This window comes from Streptomyces sp. NPDC026301, from assembly GCF_055567935.1.
Window position 1 is genome coordinate 1 of the sequence record NZ_JBVHPN010000033.1, and the last position, 18,769, is coordinate 18,769.

Genomic DNA, 18,769 nt, shown 5'->3' on the forward strand with positions numbered 1-18,769 from the left:
ACGTACACCGTCACCTACAAGGGCGACGCGCGCCACACGTCGGCGACGGCGACCGCCACCATGCAGCTGACCCGCCGCTGACAGAACAGCCGCGGGGGGGGGGGGGGGGGGGGGGGAGGGGGGGGGGGGGGGGGGGGGGGGGAGTGGGGGGGGGGGGGGGGGGGGCCCCCCCCCCCCCCCCCCCGACCCCGGCAGCGACGCGGAAAGGACAAGATGTTTCATCTCATCAGTCCCGGCGAGCCGTTGGCCGGCTCACCGCGGCTCTGGCCGGGCGAACAGGCCCCCGTCCTGCGCGGCCCTCTCCCTTCCAGCATTTGCCGGGTCGTGAGCGAGGGGAAGCTGCAGCTGGCCGTCATCGGGAACTGCTACGCCGACGAACGGCAGCTCCGCGAGGGGCTGCGTGCCGTGCGCCTCGGGCAGTGGTCGGCACTGACTCGATGGCCCGGCAGCTACTGGGTCGTGGCCGATGACGGCTGGCTGACGGCTGTCATCACCGACCTGGCCGGTACGCGGCCCGTTTACTTCAGCGAGGCGACAGGCCGTACCCAGTGGGCGACGTCGGCCCGAGCCCTCGCCCATCGCGTCGGGGCGGCGGTGGACCACGCCTCGATGACCGCACGTCTGCTGTGCCCGACCGTTCCCGAAATCACCGGACCCGGAACCGCATTTGCGGGCATCCGACGGCTGCCGGGTGGCCATGCCCTGGTCGTCGACCGCCGGGGCCGGCACTCCCTTCACCCGTACGAGGAGCCCCGGACACTGCCCTTCACCGACGCAGCAGGCGAGTTGCGCGACGCACTGGTCACCGCGGTCACCACCCGGGCACGCTCGGCCAAGAAGCTCACCGCGGACTTCTCCGGCGGCCTCGACTCCACCTCACTGGTACTGCTGGCGGCGGACACCTCGCACGCCGATGTACTCGCGGTTACCGACGCGGACGCCACCAGCCTCAACGATGACGTTCGCTACGCCCAGCGCGCCGCAGCAGGACGGCCAGCCGTGCATCACACACTCGTGTCTGACGCCGAAGGCGTGTTCTTCGCCGAGCTCCTGGAAGCCCCTGCCACCGACCAGCCCTTCCCCGACGCGGCGCGATGGCGCATGCGCGCCGCCTACCAGCGCCCGTGTATCGAGTACGGCAGTGACGTGCACCTGACCGGTTCCGGAGCCGACACCCTGCTCGCCGCCTCTCCCTCCTACCTCGCGGACCTCGCCCGCTCCCGTGGCATCCCGGCTCTGCTCCGCCATTGCCTGGCGCGGGCCAGGCTGCGTCATCTTCCGGTGTACGCGGTCGTCACCGCGGCGGCTCGGCTGTCCCGAACCACGCATGCCGCGGCCCTGCGCCGGCTGGCCCGAGACCTTGCCACCGACCCGGCGGCCGCACGGCCGGCGCCTCCGGCCCGCCTGCACTGGGTCATGGCCTCAGGGCTCCGCGCCTGGCTCACCCCCGATGCCCGCCGCTACCTCTCGTTGCGCACCGAAGCAGCGGCCGACCACTGCGCCGTCCAGCCTCAGTGCACGAGCAGCCACCGCGCCTGGGCGGAGCTGCGCGAGTTCGGCACGTACGAGGCGGAACTGCGCAACCAGGCCCACGCCCTGGGCCTGCCCCATCACGCGCCCTACCTCGACAACGCCGTGGTGCGCGCCGCCATGGCCGTGCCGGTGGCCGCGCGCGCCTCCACCATCGTCCAGAAGCCGCTGCTGGGCGCGGCCCTCCAGGGCCTGGTACCCGACTGGCTACTGCGGCGCCGGACGAAGGGCGCGTACGACGGCAACGCATACGCCGGGCTTCGCCGAAACACCGACACCCTGCACAGCCTTCTGGCTCACAGCGAACTCGCCGCCGAAGGGTGGATCGACGCCTCCGCCGCCCGCACCGAACTGGACCGCCTGGCGGTCGGCGTCCCCGGCCGGCTGGCCGCCCTCGAAGCGCTCATCGCCGCCGAACTCTGGCTGCATCAACACCGCACACGCCCGGCCACCCACACGACACCAGAGGTCTCCCATGGCTGACCCCCGCCCGGCCTCCAGCGTGCACGCCACGATCACCGAACACGGCGGCATGCTCCTCGACCTCCGTGGCCGGGGGCGGTGGTACGCGCTCACCGCCTCCGGCGCCCTGTGGTGGCGACACCTGACCGACGGCTCGACCGTAGACGATGCCGCGGCCGCTGTGGCCGGCCACTATCGGGCCGACCCCGACCAGGTACGCGCCGACATGCGAGTCCTGGCACAACAGTTGTACGAGCGCGGCATGCTCCGCATCCCCGGTCGCCGGCGGTGGCTCCGGTGAGTATCCCGATGGCCGTCCCCGAACGCACCGGACGTCCGCCGGTCCGCGACCGCTTCGCGGCCGTCACCACGCTCACCGTGGCCACGGCGCTGGTGCAATTGGCCCCGCTGCGCGTCGCCCTGGCCGCCGCCCGTATCGCCAAACGATGCACCGGGCGCCCCGCCACACCGGCAGAGGCAACAAAGACGGTCGCCGCGCGCGACTGGGCCAGTCAGTTCTTCCCCAGCCGCGCCGCATGCCTGGAGATGTCCCTTGCCGCCGTTCTCCACTCGGCGTTGCACGGCCGGTCCGTCGACTGGTGCATAGGCTGCCGCTTCGACCCCTGCGAATCGCACGCCTGGATCGAAGCCGGTGCCCAGCCCATCGGCGAGCCGAACACTCCTGATCGCCCCTTCCACACCACTCTTCGCATCTGACCCGAGGACCGCTCGATGCCCGACATCCCCCGGACCGCCCTCGACCGCGCCGTCGATGCCGTACCGGCCGCACAATTCCACGGCGCTGACGGCCGCGCCGTACGCCCCTGCACGCCCGCCGCGGTCACCCACCGCCACCTGCGCATGCTCGACGTCCAGCCCGGCGCGAACGTCATGGACATCGGCATCGGCTCCGGCCTCTCCGCCGCTCTCCTCGCCCACCTCGTCGGCCCCGAGGGACACGTCACGGCCGTCGAAATCGAACCGCACCTCGCCCAGCGCGCCGAAGCCCTCTACGCCGAGCACGGACACAAGGTCACCGTCGTCGTAGGCGACGGCCTTCTCGGCCACCCGTCACGCACCCCGTACGACCGCGTCCTCGTCGGCACCACCCCACCCGCCATCCCCGACGCCTGGCTTCAGCAGCTCAAGCCCGGCGGCATCCTCCTGTGCGGAGTACGCATCTCCCCGCTGCCCGGCGCGTATGCGATCGCCCGCGTCACCGTCGACGGCCATCACGAGCCGCACACGGTCGAGATCCACCATGGCGGATACACCCCGATGATCACTGCCTGTCCGCTCGACGCCATCACCCGGACCGTCCACCCACAGCGTCCCGACCGCTCACTCGCCCTCCTCGGCGAACACGACCAGAGCACTGCCACCGCACTCCTCACCTCCCTGACCGAGACCCCACACATCGCTTCCACTCCAACGCCCGGCTCCGACTACTTCCACTTCAAGAACTGGCTCCTCGCCACCGCCCCGGACGGCCTCCTCGAAGCCACCCTCGACCAGGGCACCGGCGTCGGCTGCACGGCCCCGGGCGGCACCAGCCACGCCGCCATCGCTTCTGACGACTTCCTCATCGCCGACCGATCGGACTCCCCAGCACTCGAAAGACTCCGCGCCCTGATCCACCACTGGCAGCAGGCCGGCGCTCCCCGCACCCACGAACTGCAGGCGCACCTCCAGCGTGAAGGCGACTTCTGGCGCCCTCGCGTCAGCGCCAACGCCTAGGCCGGGACCCGGATACGTTCCCGGCAGCCCCGGCCTGTGCCTCATCGTCGCGATGCCCGCGCTCAGAACGGCGTCAGTGTCAGCCTGATCCTGCTGGGGGCGCCGTCCTCGATGTAGGAGGCGAAGCCGGCTACGTCGTCGAAGGCGAAGCCGTAGGCCTTGCCGTCCTGGGTCGCGTCGTGCATCGCCTTGGCGTAGTGGTTGGCGAGCCGCTGCTGGTAGAAGGCGGCGGGGTCGGTGGTGGGCTGGTCGGGGTGCGAGGTGAGGGTGGCGCGGTTCAGGGCGGCGCCGAGGATCGCGGCGACCGGGCCCGTGGTGCCGTCGTTGGGGGCTGCGAGGGTGCCGTCGCAGAAGAGCACGTCGCGGGTGGTGGGTTTGGCGAAGGAGACGCTCGCCGGGCCGGTGAAGGAGAGCCGGTCGCCGGAGACGCGGCCGGTGAACGTGCCCGCGTTGGTGGTGATTTTGAGGTCCTTGGACGCGTACGCCGACCACGCCTCGTCGATGGCGGGGGCGAGGTAGTCCTTGGCGAAGCGGCCGCTGTCCAGGCCGTGGCCGGGGGCGATGACGCGCTTGTCGTCGACGACCAGGTCGCCGAAGCCCTCGACGCCCGCCAGGCCGGCGAAGATCTTGTCGCGGGCGCCGTCCTTGAGCGTGCCGGTGCGCTGGTCCTTCGCGCCGGTCAGCTGGATCGCCAGCGGCACGCTGAACATGTCGACCATGGTGGTGTTGCAGTACATGCCGCCGTCGTTGTACGTGAACTCCGCGCAGTCGTGCAGCACTCCGAAGTTGGGGTCGGAGTCCACCCAGCCGGCCGGGTAGGCCAGCGCCGCCTTGCCGTTGCCGTCCTCGACGGCCTTGAACTTCAGCTTGCCGCCGAGCGCGGTGTAGATCCGCCCGGACATCTTCGGCAGGGTCAGGGTTGTCGTGCCGCTCGCGGCGAGCGGGATGGCGTAGTCGGTGAAGCCGTCGGAGCCGTTGTCGGACACGGCGACGGGCTTCAGTTCGCCTTCGGGGGTGACGCGGACCTGCTGGGTGCCGTCGTTGCCGACGATGTAGATCCATACCGAGGAATTGGTGAATTCGCCGGAGGTGTTCACGATTTCCAGGGGGAGGGCGGCGGCCTTCGTGCGGCCGGGGGCGCCGCTCGCGTGTCCGGTGAGGGCGAGTCCGGAAGCGGCGGCGCCCGCGGCGAGGCCGCCGAGCAGGGTGCGACGAGAGATCACGAGATGGCTCCTTGTGGGGGGAAGGAGGGAGGTGTGAGAGCGCTCTCATTTCGAGTAGGGTCACCTTGCCCACTTCCGGCGGTACCGTCAACCCACTGCGGTGGAAAAGGAGTTGGATGATGTCCGTGCCCGGTGGCCCCCGGCCGACCCTGGAGGCGGTGGCCGCCCTGGCAGGCGTCTCCCGCGCCACCGTCTCCCGCGTCGTCAACGGCGGCCCCGGCGTCCGCGCCGAGATCCGCGAGCAGGTCCGGCAGGCGATCACCGAGCTCGGGTACGTCCCCAACAGCGCGGCGCGCTCGCTCGTCACCCGCCGCACCGGTGCCGTCGCCGTGGTCATCGCCGAGCCCGAGACCCGGGTGTTCTCCGACCCCTTCTTCGCCCAGCAGCTGCGCGGCATCGGCCGCGAACTGGGCGCCGCTGACACCCAGTTGCTGCTGATGATGGTGGACAGCGACCGCGACCACGAGCGCATCGGCCGCTATCTGTCGGGCGGGCACGTCGACGGCGCGCTGATGTTCTCGCTGCACCGCGCCGATCCGCTGCCCGCGATGGCCGCGGCCTCGGGGCTGCCCACGGTCTTCGGCGGGCGCCCCGACTGGTCCGACGAGGGCCGGCCCGGTGCCCGCCCGCTGTACGTCGACACCGACAACCGGGACGGCGCCCGGCAGGCCGTGCGCCACCTCCTCGCCCGCGGCCGCCGCCGGATCGCCGTCATCACCGGGCCGCTGGACCAGACCTCGGCCCAGGACCGGCTGGACGGCTACCGCGAGGCGCTGGCGCCCGCCCCGGCCGATCCGCTGCTGATCGCGGACGGCTCCTTCACGGCGGAGGGCGGCGAGCGGGCCATGGCCGAACTCATCGACCGAGTACCGGATCTGGACGCCGTCTTCGCCTGCTCGGACCTGATGGCCACGGGCGCGCTGCGCACGCTGCGGGCGCGCGGCCTGCGGGTGCCGGCGGACGTCGCCGTGGTCGGCTACGACGACCTCGCCCCGGCGGCCTGGGCGGACCCGCCGCTGACCACGGTCCGCCAGGACGTGCAGGAGATGGGCCGTCTGATGGCCCGCCTCCTGCTCCGCCGGCTGGCGTCCGGCGACGCGGACCTCTCCCCCGTCGTCACGCCCGCCACCCTCATCGTCCGCGACTCCGGCTAGCCGTGCCTCACGTCACGTCGGCGATCACCTCACGGGCAGCCCGCTCGCCCTCCGTCGCCCCGCCGTTCATGAACCCCTGGAAGTCGTACGAGGTGTGCTCGCCGCCGAGGTGCACATTGCCCTGCCGGACGCCCTCGTAGCCCGCGTAGCGGTGGAGGTAGCCCACCGGCCAGTACGAGTACGCGCCCAGTGCGTACGGATTGCGGTGCCAGGCGGAGAGCTGCGCCCGGCCGGTCCAGGCGGCCTTCGTGCCGGGGAAGAAGCGCTCGATGTCCGTCAGGCGGCGCTGCGCCAGGTCCCGTACGTACGGGTCGGTCTCCGTCGAGAACGGCCCCGCCGGGGTCAGCGCGTGGGCGAGGCTGCCGCCGCCGTACTGGATGAGGATGCCGCCGGTGCCGGGCTGGGCCTTGGTGGTGTCCCAGGTCTGCTGCGCGTCCAGGTCGGTGAAGCAGTCGCCGGAGCTGACGCCCGGCCAGGGCCCCGTGCCGCGCCACGGCCGGGCGCTGAACTGCATGTTGAGCTTGGTGCAGTACCCCATCCGGGCGTCCCGCAGCAGGTTCGTCATCCGGGCGTCGAAGCCGGCCCCGGTGAGGTCCAGGCGTTGAAGTACGGGCAGCGGGACGGTCAGGACCGTGTGGTCGGCGGTGACGGTGCGGGTGGTGCCGCCGTCGCTGAAGGTGAGGGTCTGGGTGCCGTCGGAGCGCGCGGCGACGGCCGTCAGCGACCAGCCCGCGCGCAGCGTCCCGGCGGGCAGCGCGGCCGCGATGGCCTTCGGCAGCCGGTCGTTGCCGCCGGTGATGTGGTACCGCTCGTCGGACAGCCCCCAGACGTTGAACCGGCCGGGGTTGGGCTGGTAGCCCATGAGCAGCACGAGGGCGAGCGCGGACTGGTCGGTGGTGTCGGCGCCGTACTCGACGTTGTAGGCGACGTCGATGAACTGCCCGAGGCGCGAGGCGTACCCGCCGGGCACCCGGGAGTCGATCCATTCCCGTATCGACATGTTGTCCAGGGCTGTGCCGGCGGGCGTGCTCTGCTCCCAGGTGACCTCGCCCGCCTCCTGGAGGTCGCGGCGCAGCGCCTGGTAGACGGCCTTGAAGTCCTCGTCCGCCCGGGAGCGCGGGTAGTAGGTCCCGTCGAACCAGAGGACTTCCTCCGCGCCGTTGGGACCCGCGCCGAGGAAGTCCTCCAGGGGCAGGCCGAAGCGGCGGCAGAGTTCCTGCATCTTCTTGTGCTCGGTGTCGATCAGCTCGCCGCCGATCTCGGAGGTCTGGCCGTACGCCCAGTGGTCGCGCTGGGTGTACATCCGCCCGCCGACACGGGCGGGATCGGCCTCGTACAGCGTGCAGGGCAGTCCGGCGTCCTGGAGGGTGAGGGCGGCGGTCAGGCCCGCGATGCCCGCGCCAACGACGGCGATCCGGGGCGTGGCGGCGGACCGCGGCGGGCGCGCGGGCCCGGCGGCCGCCGCGGTGGTGGCCGGGGCGGCGAGCGCGACGCCGAGCCCCAGCGCGCCCGCGCGTGCCAGGAGTGCGCGCCGGTCCAGGCCGCGTACGTCGGCGGCGGGCATCCGGAGTCTTCGGGCCGCCGCGTGCTCGGCGGCGAGGCGGCGCAGGGCGTGCATCGCGTGCGTACGGGCCATGGTCACTCCTCAGGAGGAAGGCGGGGCGGGGTCGCGCTCGGCCGCGTCCTCCAGGACGATGCGGCCGATGATCTCGTAGCGTTCGGGCCGCCTGGCCTTGAGGTACAGGGCCAGGCCGAGGCCTCCGAAGAAGACGAGGCCGACGATCCAGGGGATGAGCCGGAAGAAGAGCGAGTCGGCCGCGTCACCGGCCGCGGTCCGCATGTTGACCAGCAGCAGGATGACCACGGCGGTCATGCCGATCCCGCCGAGCAGCGGTGCGGTCAGGGTGCGGAACCAGTGCCGGTCCTCGGGGTGGTGGCGCCGGAAGTAGCCGATGACGGCGAAGGAGCACAGGGTCTGCACGATGAGGATCGCCATCGTGCCGAGGATCGCGAGCAGCGTGTAGAGGTGGATGTACGGGTCCTGGCCGGTCAGCCAGAAGGCGGCGACGAGGGCCGTGGCGAGCGCGGTCTGCACGTACGAGGCGAAGTGCGGGGAGCCGTGCCGGGGGTGCGTACGGCCCAGGCCGCGGTGGAGGAACCCCTCGCGCCCGATGGCGTACAGATAGCGCGCTGCGCACTGGTGGAAGGCCATGCCGCAGGCGAACGAGCCGGTGAGCAGCAGCCATTGGAAGGCGTCCACGGCCCAGCCGCCGAGGAAGGTGCGGGTCGGCGCGAAGAAGAGGTCCAGCGGGGTGCCGGAGGACGCGATCCGTACCGACTCCGCCAGGCCGTTCCCGGAGATCGTCATCCAGGACACGAAGATGTAGAAGAGGCCGACGCCGACGACGGAGATGATCGTGGCGCGCGGGATGACGCGCTTGGGGTCGCGGGACTCCTCGCCGTACATCGCGGTGGACTCGAAGCCGACCCAGGACCAGAAGGCGAAGAAGAGGCCGAGCCCGGCGGAGGTGCCGGTGAAGGCGTTGGCGGGGTTGACGGGGGCCGCGGGGATGCCGTCCGGGCCGCCGCCGGCCAGCAGCACGGCGAGCGAGACGGCGAAGAGCACGGCGATCTCGGCGACGAGCATGACGCCGAGCGCCTTGGCGGTCAGGTGGATGTCGAAGTGCGCGAGCACGGCGGTGACCGCGAGCATCGCGCCCGCGTACAGCGGCCAGGGCAGGTCGGCGCCGAGCTGGTCGGCCACGGTGGTCTTCGCGAAGTACGAGAAGACGCCGACGATCGACGCCTCGAAGACGATGTACGCGAGGACGGCGAGCATCCCGGAGGCCATGCCGGCGACCCGGCCCAGGCCGTGCGAGATGAAGCCGTAGAAGGCGCCGGCGGCGGTGATGCGGCGGGCCATGGCGACGTAGCCGACGGAGAAGACGGTCAGGACGGCGGTGGCGAAGAGGTAGCCGGCCGGGGCGCCGATGCCGTTGCCGGCGCCGACCGCGATGGGGAGGTTGCCGGTCATCGCGGTGATGGGCGCGGCGGTCGCGACCGCCATGAAGACGACGCCGACCAGGCCGACGGAGCCGGCCTTGAGCCGGTCGACGCCGTGTCCCTGGCCGCCGTGCGCCGCCTCCGGTACTTCTGTTCTGGACATGCCACCCCTTGTTCCGGCCGGTACCCCGGGCACTCGGTCTGCGAAGCCCACAGCCTGGCGCGCTGTGACGCGCGCCACAACCGACAACGGAGCCGGTTTTCCTGCGGATGATCGACGAGGTGTCGGGGCGGATCGCGACGGATTCCGTGGCGGACCGCGGCGGACACGGGGCGGTCTCCCCGCTGACCAGGCTCCCGTGGCGGCGGGCCGCCGTTCCTGCGGGTAGCGTTCGACGCCATGGGGTCGGAAGCGATGATCGAAGCCGAGATCACGGTGCGCAGGGCGCTGGAGCTGCCCGCACTGCGGCGCGGGCTGCCGGAAGTGATCACCGGCGAGGACGGACTGGACCGCGCGGTCCGCTGGGTGCACGCCGGCGAGGTGCCGAACATCGCCTCGCTGCTCAAGGGCGGCGAGCTGCTGCTGACCACGGGCCTGGGCCTCGGGGCCCGCCCCTCCGAGCAGCGCGCCTTCGTCCGCAAGCTCGCCGAGCGCGGGATCGCCGCGCTCGTCGTGGAGCTGGGTGCCCGCTTCGAGTCGCTGCCCACCGCCCTGATCGACAGCGCCCGCGCCTCCGGCCTGCCGCTGATCCAGCTGCACCGCGAGGTGCCGTACGTCTCGGTCACCGAGGAGATCCACACCGAGATCGTCAACAGCCACTACACGCTGATGCGCCGCGCCGACGAGGTGCTGCGCCGCTGTACGGACGTCCTGCTGCGCGGCGGCGGCGCCCCCGAAGTGCTGCGTCTGCTCGCCGCCTTCACGGGCAACCCGCTGTGCCTGGAGGCCCCCGACGGCAGCCCGCTGTACGCCGCGGGCCCCGACGACGGCGCCGCCGCCGACGCCGATCCGCTCCAGGCGTGGGAGGGCCTGCGCGAGAAGGGGCTGCGGGTGGACGTGCCCGGCGGCGGCCACGGCCCCGACGCCGTACGGGCCCGGCTCGTCCTCCTGCCCGTCAACGCCGCCGTCGCGCCCGTCCACCGCATCGCCGCCGAACGCGCCGCCGACCTGCTGGCCGTCGTCATGCTGCAGTCCCGGCAGGAGGAGGGGCTGGCGGCGCGCGGCCGCGGCGACTTCCTCGCCGACCTCGCCGAGGGCCGGATCTCGGCGGCCGAAGCGCCGGGCCAGGCCCGGCTGCTGGGCTTCCGGCCCGGCACGGCGGCCCTCCTCCCGGTGGTCATGCGGCTGCCGTCCGGACTGCCCACGGCAGCCGGCTGGGCGCTCCTCGCCCAGGCGCTGCGCGAGGAACTGGCCGCGCTGGGGGCGCCCGTACTGCTCGGCGTGCGGCCGGTGGAGGGCCGCGTACCGCTGCTGGCAGGGCTGCGCGAGGGGCTGGACCGGGAGGGCGCGGCCGACCGGATCGCGGAGGCGCTGCGGGCCGGCGTCGCACGGGCCGGGCTGGACCGCCCGGCGGCGCAGCGCCCGGTCGTCGTGGTCGGCACGCCCGGCGACTGGGCCGCGACCGGGCCCGGGCTGCGGCACGCCGCCGAGGCCGCCGCGGCGGCGCAGGGGCTGCCGCCCCGGCTCTGGTACGACGCCCGCCGCCTGGACATCGAACTCCTCCTGTGGCGGATGCGCGAGCACGGCGAGGAGCACACGCTCACGGACTTCGTCGACCGCGCGATCGGCCCGCTGCTGGCCCACGACCGCACCGCGCGCCAGCCGCTGCTGCCCACCCTGGAGGCGTACCTCGCCAGCGCGGGCCGCAAGGCCGAGACCTCCCGCGACCTGAACGTCAACCGCCAGACCCTGTACGACCGCCTCGCCCGCATCTCCCAGCTGCTGGGCACGGACCTGGACGATCCGCAGACGGTACTGGGGCTACGGCTGGCCCTGCACGCGCGGCGGCATACGGAGCACGGGTAGCGGCAGGCGGGCGCCGCGGGCCAGGGCGGAGCCGGGGCGTCGTGCCCCTCAGCCCTGACGCTGCGCCAGCTCGTCGTACACGCTCAGGACCTGGGCGACCGTGTCGTCCTCGGTGGGCCAGTCGGCGGCCTGGGCGCGTCCGGCGTCGGCGAGTTCGGCCCGCCGGGCCGGATCGTTGAGCAATTCCACGATCGTGCGGGCGAGGGCCGGGGCATCGCCGTACGGGACCAGTTCGGCGGCCCGGCCGACCAGTTCGCGGGTGCCGCCGGTGTCCGTGGCGACCAGCGGGACGCCGCCGCGCAGCGCCTCCTGGGCGAGTACCGAGCGGGCCTCCCAGCGCCCCGCCACGAGCACCAGGTCGGCGGCGGCGAGCAGCCCGGGGACGTCCTCGCGCCGGCCGAGCAGCCGTACCGGCAGCCCCTCCGCGTCGATCCGCTGCTGAAGGGCGGTCCGCAGGGGGCCCTCCCCCGCGATGGCCAGCAGCGGCTGCGGGTCCAGGCCGTACCAGCCGTGCGCGGCGTCCAGCAGCACCTCGTGGCCCTGGTGCGCGTCCAGCCGACCGACGGCGAGCAGCAACGGGCGCCCGACCGCGCCCAGTTCGGCACGCCGCTTCTCGCGCCGCCCGAGCTCCCGCGCGTACTCCTCAGCGCTCCGCGGGCGCGGCCCCGCCGGGGGCGCCAGACGTGCGTCGCGGGCGCCCCGCTCGCGGGCCCTGCTCACCAGTTCGGCGCACGAGCCGAGCACGACCGCCGAGGCACGCGCCACCCGGCGCTCCAGCAGGCGCGTCACCTGTGCCCGCGCGCCCTCGCTGTGCACCTTGGTGTGCCAGGTGACGACGAGGGGGACGCGCCGGCCGCGCAGCGCGAGGGAGGCCCGCAGCCCGGCGTGCAGGCCGTGCGCGTGGACGAGGTCGGCGTCCGCGCAGGCGGCGCGGAGCGCGGCGATGCTCCCGGGGTCCGTGCGTGGCGGGATCCGTTCGAATCCCGCGCCCACGTCCGTGAAGCCGTACGCGTCCTCGGCGTCGGGCGCCGCGCAGACCGTCACCCGTACCCCGCGCGCGACGAGCCCCGCCGACAGCGCGTGCACATGGGCCGCGCTGCCGGCGCTGCCGCGGCCCAGCACCTGGACCGTGCGCAGCGGCGACGGTGCGGGCGGCGGGGTGGGTGTGCTGCTCACGAGTGCGTCGGGCTCCTGGGTCGGCGTGGTCCGGTGGGGCGGGCGGGATGCGCCCAGCATGCCAGCCCGCGCCGTCCGTGCGGCACCGATGACAAGCCGTTGTGCTGCGGCTGCGCGGCCGGGGCCCGCCGGGACCACTCACACGGGTGATCATGTCGGTCTTCGTACGGCCGCACCGCGGGCGGCGGTCGGCAGGGCGCGGGCGACGGTCGGCAGGGCGCGGGCGGCGGTCGGCAGGCCCGGCCGACTCCGCCGTCTCCGTCAGCCCCCCGGTCCCCGGCGGCCCCGGCACGCTACCCCGTGAGCACGCCCCCCGCGGCGGCGCGGCTGACGCCGTCCCCCGAGGCCGCCGCGGCGGTCAGCGCGGCGGCGTGGGCCAGCAGCCCGGCCCGGCCGTTCGCCGCGACGATCGCGAGGCCGAGTGCCGCGCCCAGGGCGTGCGCGCCCGTGTCGCCGAGCATGGTGCGCTCGCCGAGGTCGTCCGCGAGCAACGCCGCCGCCGCGCCCACCGGGGCTGCCGCGAGCGCCGCGCCCGGCCCGCGCCGCAGCAGCCCGGGGGCGCCGAGGGCGAGAACGGCGGCGGCCGCCCGGCCGGGGCGCACGTCCACCAGGTTCACCAGGTGGGCCGAGCCCGCGATCACCACGCCCGCCAGCACCTTGTCGGCCGGGCGGTCCTTCAGGACGGCACCCGCCGCGAGGCCGGCCGCGCCGATGCCGAAGAGCTTGACCGCGCCGCTGGTGACCTCGCCCCGCCGCAATGCGGACAGGTGCGCGCGGAAGCCGCGTCGGTGATCGCCCGCGCCCGCCACGTCGTCGTACGCGCCGCAGCCGCCCGCCGCCAGTACGGCCAGCGTGCCCGCGGTACGGGCCCGGCCGGGCAGTCCGGGCGCGGCTGCGACGGCTGCCGCGGCGCCCACGGCTGCCGCCGGTCCGCCGAACAGGTCCACACTGCGACCCGCGTGGTTCTTGCGCCTCCACGGCTCGGTACCGCCCGGCGGCCGCCGCCGCAGCCCCTCGTACGCGGTCCGGGCCACTCCGGCCGCCGTCAGCAGCGCCGTGAGCCGCGCCCGCAATGCACCGCTCACCGGCCGGACCTTGCCGTCTCCAGCAGTTCCTCGGCGTGCGCGCGGGCCGTCTCGGAGTCCTCCTGGCCCGCGAGCATCCGGGAGAGTTCGCGGATGCGGTCCTCGCCCTCCAGGACCGTGACGCCGCTGCGGGTGACCGAGCCGTCGTTGGTCTTCTCGACCAGCAGCTGGCGGTCGGCGAACGCGGCGACCTGCGGGAGGTGGGTGACGACCACGACCTGCGCGGAACGGGCCAGCCGGGCCAGCCGACGGCCGACCTCGACCGCGGCCTTGCCGCCGACGCCCGCGTCCACCTCGTCGAAGAGGTAGGTCGGCACGGGGTCGGAGCCGGCGAAGACCACCTCGATGCCGAGCATCACGCGGGAGAGCTCACCGCCGGAGGCGCCCTTGGCGATCGGGCGGGGCGGCGCGCCGGGGTGCGGGGCCAGCAGGAGTTCGACCTCGTCGGCGCCGGCGGGACCGTAGGCGACGTTCCGGCCGCCCACCTCCACGCCGTCCGCGTCCTCGGCGACCTCGGTCTGCCGGATCTCCACGCTCACCCGGGCGTGCGGCATGGCCAGTTCGGCGAGCTCGGTGGTGACGGCGGCGGCGAACCGCTCGGCCGACGCCGTGCGCGCGTCGGTCAGCGCCTGCGCCAGCTCCCCCAGCTCGGCGCGGAGCGCGTCGTGCTCGGTGGTCAGCTCGCCGATCCGGTCGTCGTCGCCCTCCAGCTCGGCCAGGCGCGCGGCACTCTCCTCGGCCCAGGCCAGTACGGCCGCGATGTCCTCGCCGTACTTGCGGGTGAGCCCGGTCAGCGCGGCCCGCCGCTCCTCGACGGCGGCCAGCCGCAGCGGGTCGGCGTCCAGCCCGTCGGCGTAACTGGCCAGCTCGCCGGCCACGTCGGTCATCAGGATGCCGATCTCGCCGAGCCGGTCGGTGAGCCCGGCCAGCGCCGCGTCGTGGCTGCGTACCGCCTCCAGCGCGCGGTGCGCCCCGGCGACCAGGGTCGTCGCCTCGACGCCCTCGGGGTCCTCCGGATTGCCCGCGAGCGCCGCGTGCGCCACGGCCGCCGCGGAGGCCAGCGCCTCGGCGTGGCCGAGCCGCTCGGCCTCGGCGGCCAGCTCGGTGTCCTCGCCGGCCTGCGGCTCGACGGCGGAGATCTCCTCCAGGCCGAAGCGGAGCAGATCCGCCTCCTGGGCGCGCTCGCGCGCCTTGGTGGTCAGCTCCTCCAGCTCGGTGGCCACGTCGCGGAGCCTGCGGTACGCGGCGGTGTACTTCTCCAGGGGTACGGAGACGGCGTCCCCGGCGTAGCGGTCCAGGGCCTGGCGCTGCCGGGCGGGCCGCAGCAGGCCCTGCTGGTCGGTCTGGCCGTGCACGGCGACCAGGTCGTCCGCCAACTCCCCCAGCAGCCCGACCGGTACGGACCGTCCCCCGACGTGCGCGCGGGAGCGGCCCTCGGCGGAGACGGTACGGCTGATCAGCAGCGCCCCGTCGTCCAGCTCGGCGCCGGCCTCCTCGGCGCGGACCGCCGCCGGCGCGTCGGGGCCGACCGTGATGCGGCCCTCCACGACGGCCGCTTTGGCGCCGATCCGTACCAGCGCGGGGTCGGCGCGCCCGCCGAGCAGCAGGCCGAGGCTGGTGACGACCATGGTCTTGCCCGCGCCCGTCTCGCCCGTCACCGCCGTGAAACCGGGTGACAGCTCGACGACGGCATCATCGATGACGCCCAGGGACCGGATCCGCATCTCCTCCAACACGGTACGACCATACGAGGTCCGGGGGCCGCGTGGCGACGGCCGCCCCCCAAGGCCGCCGGATCTTTCTCGGGCCGCGGCCTCTCCAGCCGCTTCCGTCGCTGGACGGGCTCAGCCGAATCAAGCCTGTCCGGCGCTTGAGGAAGAGCCCGCAGGGCGATCCGGGGCAAAGCCCCGAATCCCCGGCAAGCGCCGTCCCCGAATCCCCGGCAAGCGCCGTCCGCTGAGGACTAGTGCGGCGCCCCCCGCCACCCCGCCACCGGGAGGGCGAACTTCGCGACCAGGCGGTCGGTGAAGGAGGCGTGGTGGAGGCGGGCCAGGCGGACCGGGATCGCGCCGCGGCGGACCTCGACGCGGGCGCCCGCGGGGAGTTCGACCGAGCGGCTGCCGTCGCACCACAGGACGCCGTGCGGCGTCTTGGGCTGGACCTCCACCGCGAGGACCGACTCCGGGGAGGTGACCAGCGGCTTGGCGAAGAGCGCGTGCGCGCTGATCGGGACCATCAGCAGGGCCTCGACCTCCGGCCAGACCACCGGGCCGCCGGCCGAGAAGGCGTACGCGGTCGACCCGGTCGGGGTCGCGCAGACCACGCCGTCGCAGCCGAAGCGGGACACCGGGCGGCCGTCGACCTCGGTGACGACCTCCAGCATCCGTTCCCGCGCGGCCTTCTCCACCGACGCCTCGTTCAGCGCCCAGTCGGTGTGCACCACGGTGCCGTTGTTGCGGACCAGGACGTCGAGGGTCATCCGCTCCTCGACCTCGTAGGCGCGGGTCACCACCCGGTCCACGACCTTGTCCAGATCGTCCCGCTCGGCCTCGGCGAGGAAGCCGACCCGGCCGAGGTTGACGCCCAGCATCGGGACGCCGGAGGTCCGTGCGAAGTCGGCGCCGCGCAGCAGGGTGCCGTCGCCGCCCAGTACCACCAGCAGCTCGCAGCCCTCGGCCGCGCACTGTTCGGTCGCCACCTGCTCGACGGAGTCCGGCAGCGGCAGGTCCGCGGCCTCGGCCGCCAGCACCCGTACTCCGATGCCGCTGCGCAGCAGCCCCTGGACGACCAGTTCGGCGCTGCGGACGGCCGCGGGGCGGCCGGTGTGGGCGAGCAGGAAGACCGTGCGGCCCTTGCCGGCGAGCGGCACGGGCGCGGGCGCGGACACCGCCCCGGCCTGCGGTCCCTGCGGTTCCTGCGGTGCTTCGGACGTTCCAGAAGTGGTCAACGCGGCCCCTCCGCCACTGCACGCTCGACATCCGCCGGGTCCAGGGCAGGCGCACCGGCGCGGAGCCACAGAAAGTACTCGACGTTGCCCGACGGGCCGGGCAGGGGGCTCGCGGTGACGCCCAGTACGCCGAGTCCGAGCTCCGCCGCGCGCTCCCCGACCATGCGCACCGCCTCGGCCCGCAGCTGCGTGCTGCGCACCACACCGCCGCTGCCCAGCCGCTCCTTGCCGACCTCGAACTGCGGCTTGACCATCAGCACGAGGTCCGCGTCCGGCGCCGAGCAGCGGACCAGCGCGGGCAGCACCAGCCCCAGCGGGATGAAGGAGAGGTCGCCCACGACGATGTCGGCGGGGACGCCGTCCAGCTGCTCCGGGGTCAGTTCGCGGACGTTGGTGCGGTCCTTGACGGTGACCCGGTCGTCGCTCTGCAGCGACCAGGCGAGCTGTCCGTACCCGACGTCGACGGCGACGACGTGCCCGGCGCCCGCGCGCAGCAGGACGTCGGTGAAGCCGCCGGTGGAGGCGCCGGCGTCCAGCGCCCGGCGGCCCTCGATCTTCAGGCCCTTCGGTACGAAGGCGGCCAGCGCGCCGGCGAGCTTGTGGCCGCCGCGCGAGACGTAGTCCGGGTCGTTCGCGTCCTCGCGCACGACCAGCGCGGCGCTGGTCTCCACCTGGGTGGCGGCCTTGCTCGCCGGCTGGCCGCCGACCGTCACCCGGCCCGCGGCGATCAGCTGGCTCGCGTGCTCGCGGGAGCGGGCCATCTTGCGGCGCACCAGCTCCGCGTCGAGTCGGCGTCGTGCCACACCTGCCACCTGGGGTTCAGCTCCTGTTGTCGTTCGGTGCTCCGGGGCGGGGCCCCGGCTGCTGGTCCAAGGAGGCCAGCGTGGTGCGGAGCCCCCGGTGCACATCCTCGTACACGGCGAGGTGGCCGCCCACGGCGAGGTGGTCGGCGTCGCCGAGCCGGGCCAGCCGGCCGTCCACCTCGGGGTGCCCGGTCGGGGTGACCGCGACGCCCAGCGGCCGCGGGCCCGCGGGCTCCTCCGGGGGCGCGTCGGGGGCGTCGGCCCGGGCGGACTCGTCGGGTGCCGCGGCGGCTTCGGGGTCCGTTTCCGGCCACGCGGCGCCGGGGTTCGGCTCTTCCATGCCCCCGACGCTACCGCGAACCGGTGGCGCATCGGCGGACTGGACGGCCTGAGCTGGGTATCGTCCTTGCGATGGCTTCCCTCGAACAGTGCCGAGCGGCCCTGGACCGGCTGGCACAGAACCTCTCGGCGTCGGCGGACGGCTCCGTGCGCGGCGCCGCCGCCCTGGACCGCTCGCTGAGCTGCCGCATCACCGACCTGGACACCACGTTCGTGGGGCGGCTGGCCGACGGCACCCTCACGGACGTGACCGCCGTACCGGGTCCACCGCCGCACAAGGCGCAGATCCGGCTCGCCATGACCGGCGACGACCTGGTCGCGCTGGTCGACGGCGAGCTGCACTTCGCGCGGGCGTGGGGCAGCGGCCGGGTGAAGCTGGAGGCCGGCTTCCGGGACCTCCTGCGGCTGCGGTCGCTGCTGTAGGGCCCGCGTCCCCGCCGCCTCGGACCGCCCCGGCCGCCTCAGACCGCCGCGGCCTTACGGGGTGTGCGCGCCGCCGGGATGATCAGCGGGGTGCCGGTCTCCGGGTCGTCGATGATCTGGCACTTGAGGCGGAAGACCCGCTCGATCAGGTCGGCCGTGACCACGTCGGCCGGGGCGCCCTCGGCGACGACCTCGCCGTCGCGCAGGGCGATGATGTGGCTGGCGTAGCGCGCGGCGTGGTTGAGGTCGTGCAGTACCGCCACGAGCGTGCGGCCCTGCTCCTCGTGCAGCTGGGCGCAGAGGTCCAGTACCTCGATCTGATGCTGGATGTCGAGGTAGGTGGTGGGCTCGTCCAGGAGCAGCAGCGGGGTCTGCTGGGCGAGGGCCATGGCGATCCAGACCCGCTGCCGCTGGCCGCCGGAGAGCTCGTCGACGTACCGCTCCCCCAGCTCGCCCACGCCGGTGGCGTCCATCGACTCCTGGACGATCCGCTCGTCCTCCTCGGACCACTGGCGCAGCAGCCCCTGGTGCGGATACCGGCCGCGGGAGACCAGGTCGGCGACGGTGATGCCGTCGGGGGCTATGGAGGACTGCGGGAGCAGGCCGAGGGTGCGGGCGACCTTCTTGGCGGGCTGCGAGGAGATCGAGGAGCCGTCCAGCAGGACGGAGCCGGCCTGCGGCTTGAGCATCCGGGAGAGGGCGCGCAGCAGGGTGGACTTGCCGCAGGCGTTGGGGCCGACGATGACCGTGAAGGAATTGTCCGGGATGTCGACCGAGAGCTGCTCGGCGATGACCCGCTGGTCGTAGGCGAGGGTGACGTTCTGCGCCGCGAGACGGCTCACTTCGGCTCTCCTGGGGGTG

General features: G+C 74.1%; 17 protein-coding genes. 7 read left to right on the forward strand and 10 right to left on the reverse strand.

The genetic code is table 11. The features are described 5' to 3' along the window. The first annotated feature begins 213 nt into the window (after window positions 1-213). The 4 genes from ACZ4MH_RS33105 to ACZ4MH_RS33120 are packed head-to-tail and all read left to right on the forward strand — an operon-like array spanning window position 214 to window position 3,729. The gene (locus ACZ4MH_RS33105; RefSeq protein ID WP_351599675.1) at window positions 214-2,013 is read left to right on the forward strand and encodes an albusnodin/ikarugamycin family macrolactam cyclase; all 1,800 of its coding nucleotides are present in this window, start codon (window positions 214-216) and stop codon (window positions 2,011-2,013) included. Then, on the forward strand, window positions 2,006-2,293 hold the full coding sequence (locus tag ACZ4MH_RS33110) for a PqqD family protein (protein WP_351599676.1): 288 nt from the start codon (window positions 2,006-2,008) through the stop codon (window positions 2,291-2,293). Before ACZ4MH_RS33105 ends, ACZ4MH_RS33110 begins: the two co-directional genes overlap by 8 nt. Beyond that, window positions 2,290-2,709 (forward strand): lasso peptide biosynthesis B2 protein, encoded by a 420-nt coding sequence (locus tag ACZ4MH_RS33115; RefSeq protein ID WP_351599677.1) that lies wholly within the window; start codon window positions 2,290-2,292, stop codon window positions 2,707-2,709. Before ACZ4MH_RS33110 ends, ACZ4MH_RS33115 begins: the two co-directional genes overlap by 4 nt. Window positions 2,710-2,724: 15 nt before the next feature. Then, the gene (locus ACZ4MH_RS33120) at window positions 2,725-3,729 is read left to right on the forward strand and encodes a protein-L-isoaspartate O-methyltransferase family protein (protein WP_351599678.1); all 1,005 of its coding nucleotides are present in this window, start codon (window positions 2,725-2,727) and stop codon (window positions 3,727-3,729) included. 62 nt (window positions 3,730-3,791) lie between these two features. Here the strand turns inward: ACZ4MH_RS33120 and ACZ4MH_RS33125 are convergent, their stop codons facing one another. Next, window positions 3,792-4,952, reverse strand: coding sequence for a beta-1,3-glucanase family protein (locus ACZ4MH_RS33125; RefSeq protein WP_351599679.1), 1,161 nt, complete (start codon window positions 4,950-4,952; stop codon window positions 3,792-3,794). A 119-nt stretch (window positions 4,953-5,071) separates the two neighbouring features. On the opposite strand from ACZ4MH_RS33125, the gene ACZ4MH_RS33130 reads away from it, so the two are divergent. After that, window positions 5,072-6,106 carry a LacI family DNA-binding transcriptional regulator gene (locus ACZ4MH_RS33130; RefSeq protein ID WP_467754836.1) on the forward strand — a complete coding sequence of 345 codons (1,035 nt, stop codon included), beginning with the start codon at window positions 5,072-5,074 and terminating at the stop codon, window positions 6,104-6,106. Between the two features lie 7 nt (window positions 6,107-6,113). Here the strand turns inward: ACZ4MH_RS33130 and ACZ4MH_RS33135 are convergent, their stop codons facing one another. Together ACZ4MH_RS33135 and ACZ4MH_RS33140 are read right to left on the reverse strand one after the other, a co-directional pair. Further along, entirely contained in the window at window positions 6,114-7,742 is a 1,629-nt protein-coding gene (locus ACZ4MH_RS33135; RefSeq protein ID WP_467754837.1) for a flavin monoamine oxidase family protein, read from the reverse strand. A gap of 9 nt (window positions 7,743-7,751) precedes the next feature. Continuing rightward, on the reverse strand, window positions 7,752-9,272 hold the full coding sequence (locus tag ACZ4MH_RS33140) for an APC family permease (RefSeq protein ID WP_351602156.1): 1,521 nt from the start codon (window positions 9,270-9,272) through the stop codon (window positions 7,752-7,754). Between the two features lie 237 nt (window positions 9,273-9,509). On the opposite strand from ACZ4MH_RS33140, the gene ACZ4MH_RS33145 reads away from it, so the two are divergent. Next, window positions 9,510-11,135, forward strand: a complete 1,626-nt coding sequence (locus tag ACZ4MH_RS33145; protein WP_467754838.1) for a PucR family transcriptional regulator — start codon at window positions 9,510-9,512, stop codon at window positions 11,133-11,135. 48 nt (window positions 11,136-11,183) lie between these two features. Here ACZ4MH_RS33145 and ACZ4MH_RS33150 read toward each other — a convergent pair whose 3' ends face one another. From ACZ4MH_RS33150 to ACZ4MH_RS33175, 6 genes are all read right to left on the reverse strand, one after another. Then, window positions 11,184-12,311, reverse strand: a complete 1,128-nt coding sequence (locus tag ACZ4MH_RS33150) for a glycosyltransferase family 4 protein (RefSeq protein WP_351602245.1) — start codon at window positions 12,309-12,311, stop codon at window positions 11,184-11,186. Window positions 12,312-12,604: 293 nt separating this feature from the next. Next, window positions 12,605-13,396, reverse strand: a complete 792-nt coding sequence (locus tag ACZ4MH_RS33155) for a hypothetical protein (protein WP_467754839.1) — start codon at window positions 13,394-13,396, stop codon at window positions 12,605-12,607. Continuing rightward, window positions 13,393-15,120, reverse strand: a complete 1,728-nt coding sequence (recN, locus tag ACZ4MH_RS33160) for a DNA repair protein RecN (protein ID WP_351599354.1) — start codon at window positions 15,118-15,120, stop codon at window positions 13,393-13,395. The genes ACZ4MH_RS33155 and recN overlap by 4 nt, the downstream gene beginning before the upstream one ends. A 239-nt stretch (window positions 15,121-15,359) precedes the next feature. Next, the gene (locus tag ACZ4MH_RS33165) at window positions 15,360-16,283 is read right to left on the reverse strand and encodes an NAD kinase (protein WP_351599355.1); all 924 of its coding nucleotides are present in this window, start codon (window positions 16,281-16,283) and stop codon (window positions 15,360-15,362) included. A 56-nt stretch (window positions 16,284-16,339) separates the two neighbouring features. Further along, window positions 16,340-17,155 (reverse strand): TlyA family RNA methyltransferase, encoded by an 816-nt coding sequence (locus ACZ4MH_RS33170; RefSeq protein ID WP_351599338.1) that lies wholly within the window; start codon window positions 17,153-17,155, stop codon window positions 16,340-16,342. Between the two features lie 7 nt (window positions 17,156-17,162). After that, window positions 17,163-17,486: a hypothetical protein gene (locus tag ACZ4MH_RS33175; protein WP_351599339.1), complete on the reverse strand. Its 324-nt coding sequence runs from the start codon at window positions 17,484-17,486 to the stop codon at window positions 17,163-17,165. Window positions 17,487-17,557: 71 nt separating this feature from the next. Between ACZ4MH_RS33175 and ACZ4MH_RS33180 the strand changes: the two genes are divergently transcribed. After that, window positions 17,558-17,908 carry a sterol-binding protein gene (locus ACZ4MH_RS33180; protein ID WP_351599340.1) on the forward strand — a complete coding sequence of 117 codons (351 nt, stop codon included), beginning with the start codon at window positions 17,558-17,560 and terminating at the stop codon, window positions 17,906-17,908. 38 nt (window positions 17,909-17,946) lie between these two features. On the opposite strand, the gene ACZ4MH_RS33185 is transcribed toward ACZ4MH_RS33180, so the two are convergent. Further along, on the reverse strand, window positions 17,947-18,750 hold the full coding sequence (locus ACZ4MH_RS33185; protein ID WP_351599341.1) for an ABC transporter ATP-binding protein: 804 nt from the start codon (window positions 18,748-18,750) through the stop codon (window positions 17,947-17,949). Between the last annotated feature and the right edge of the window lie 19 nt (window positions 18,751-18,769).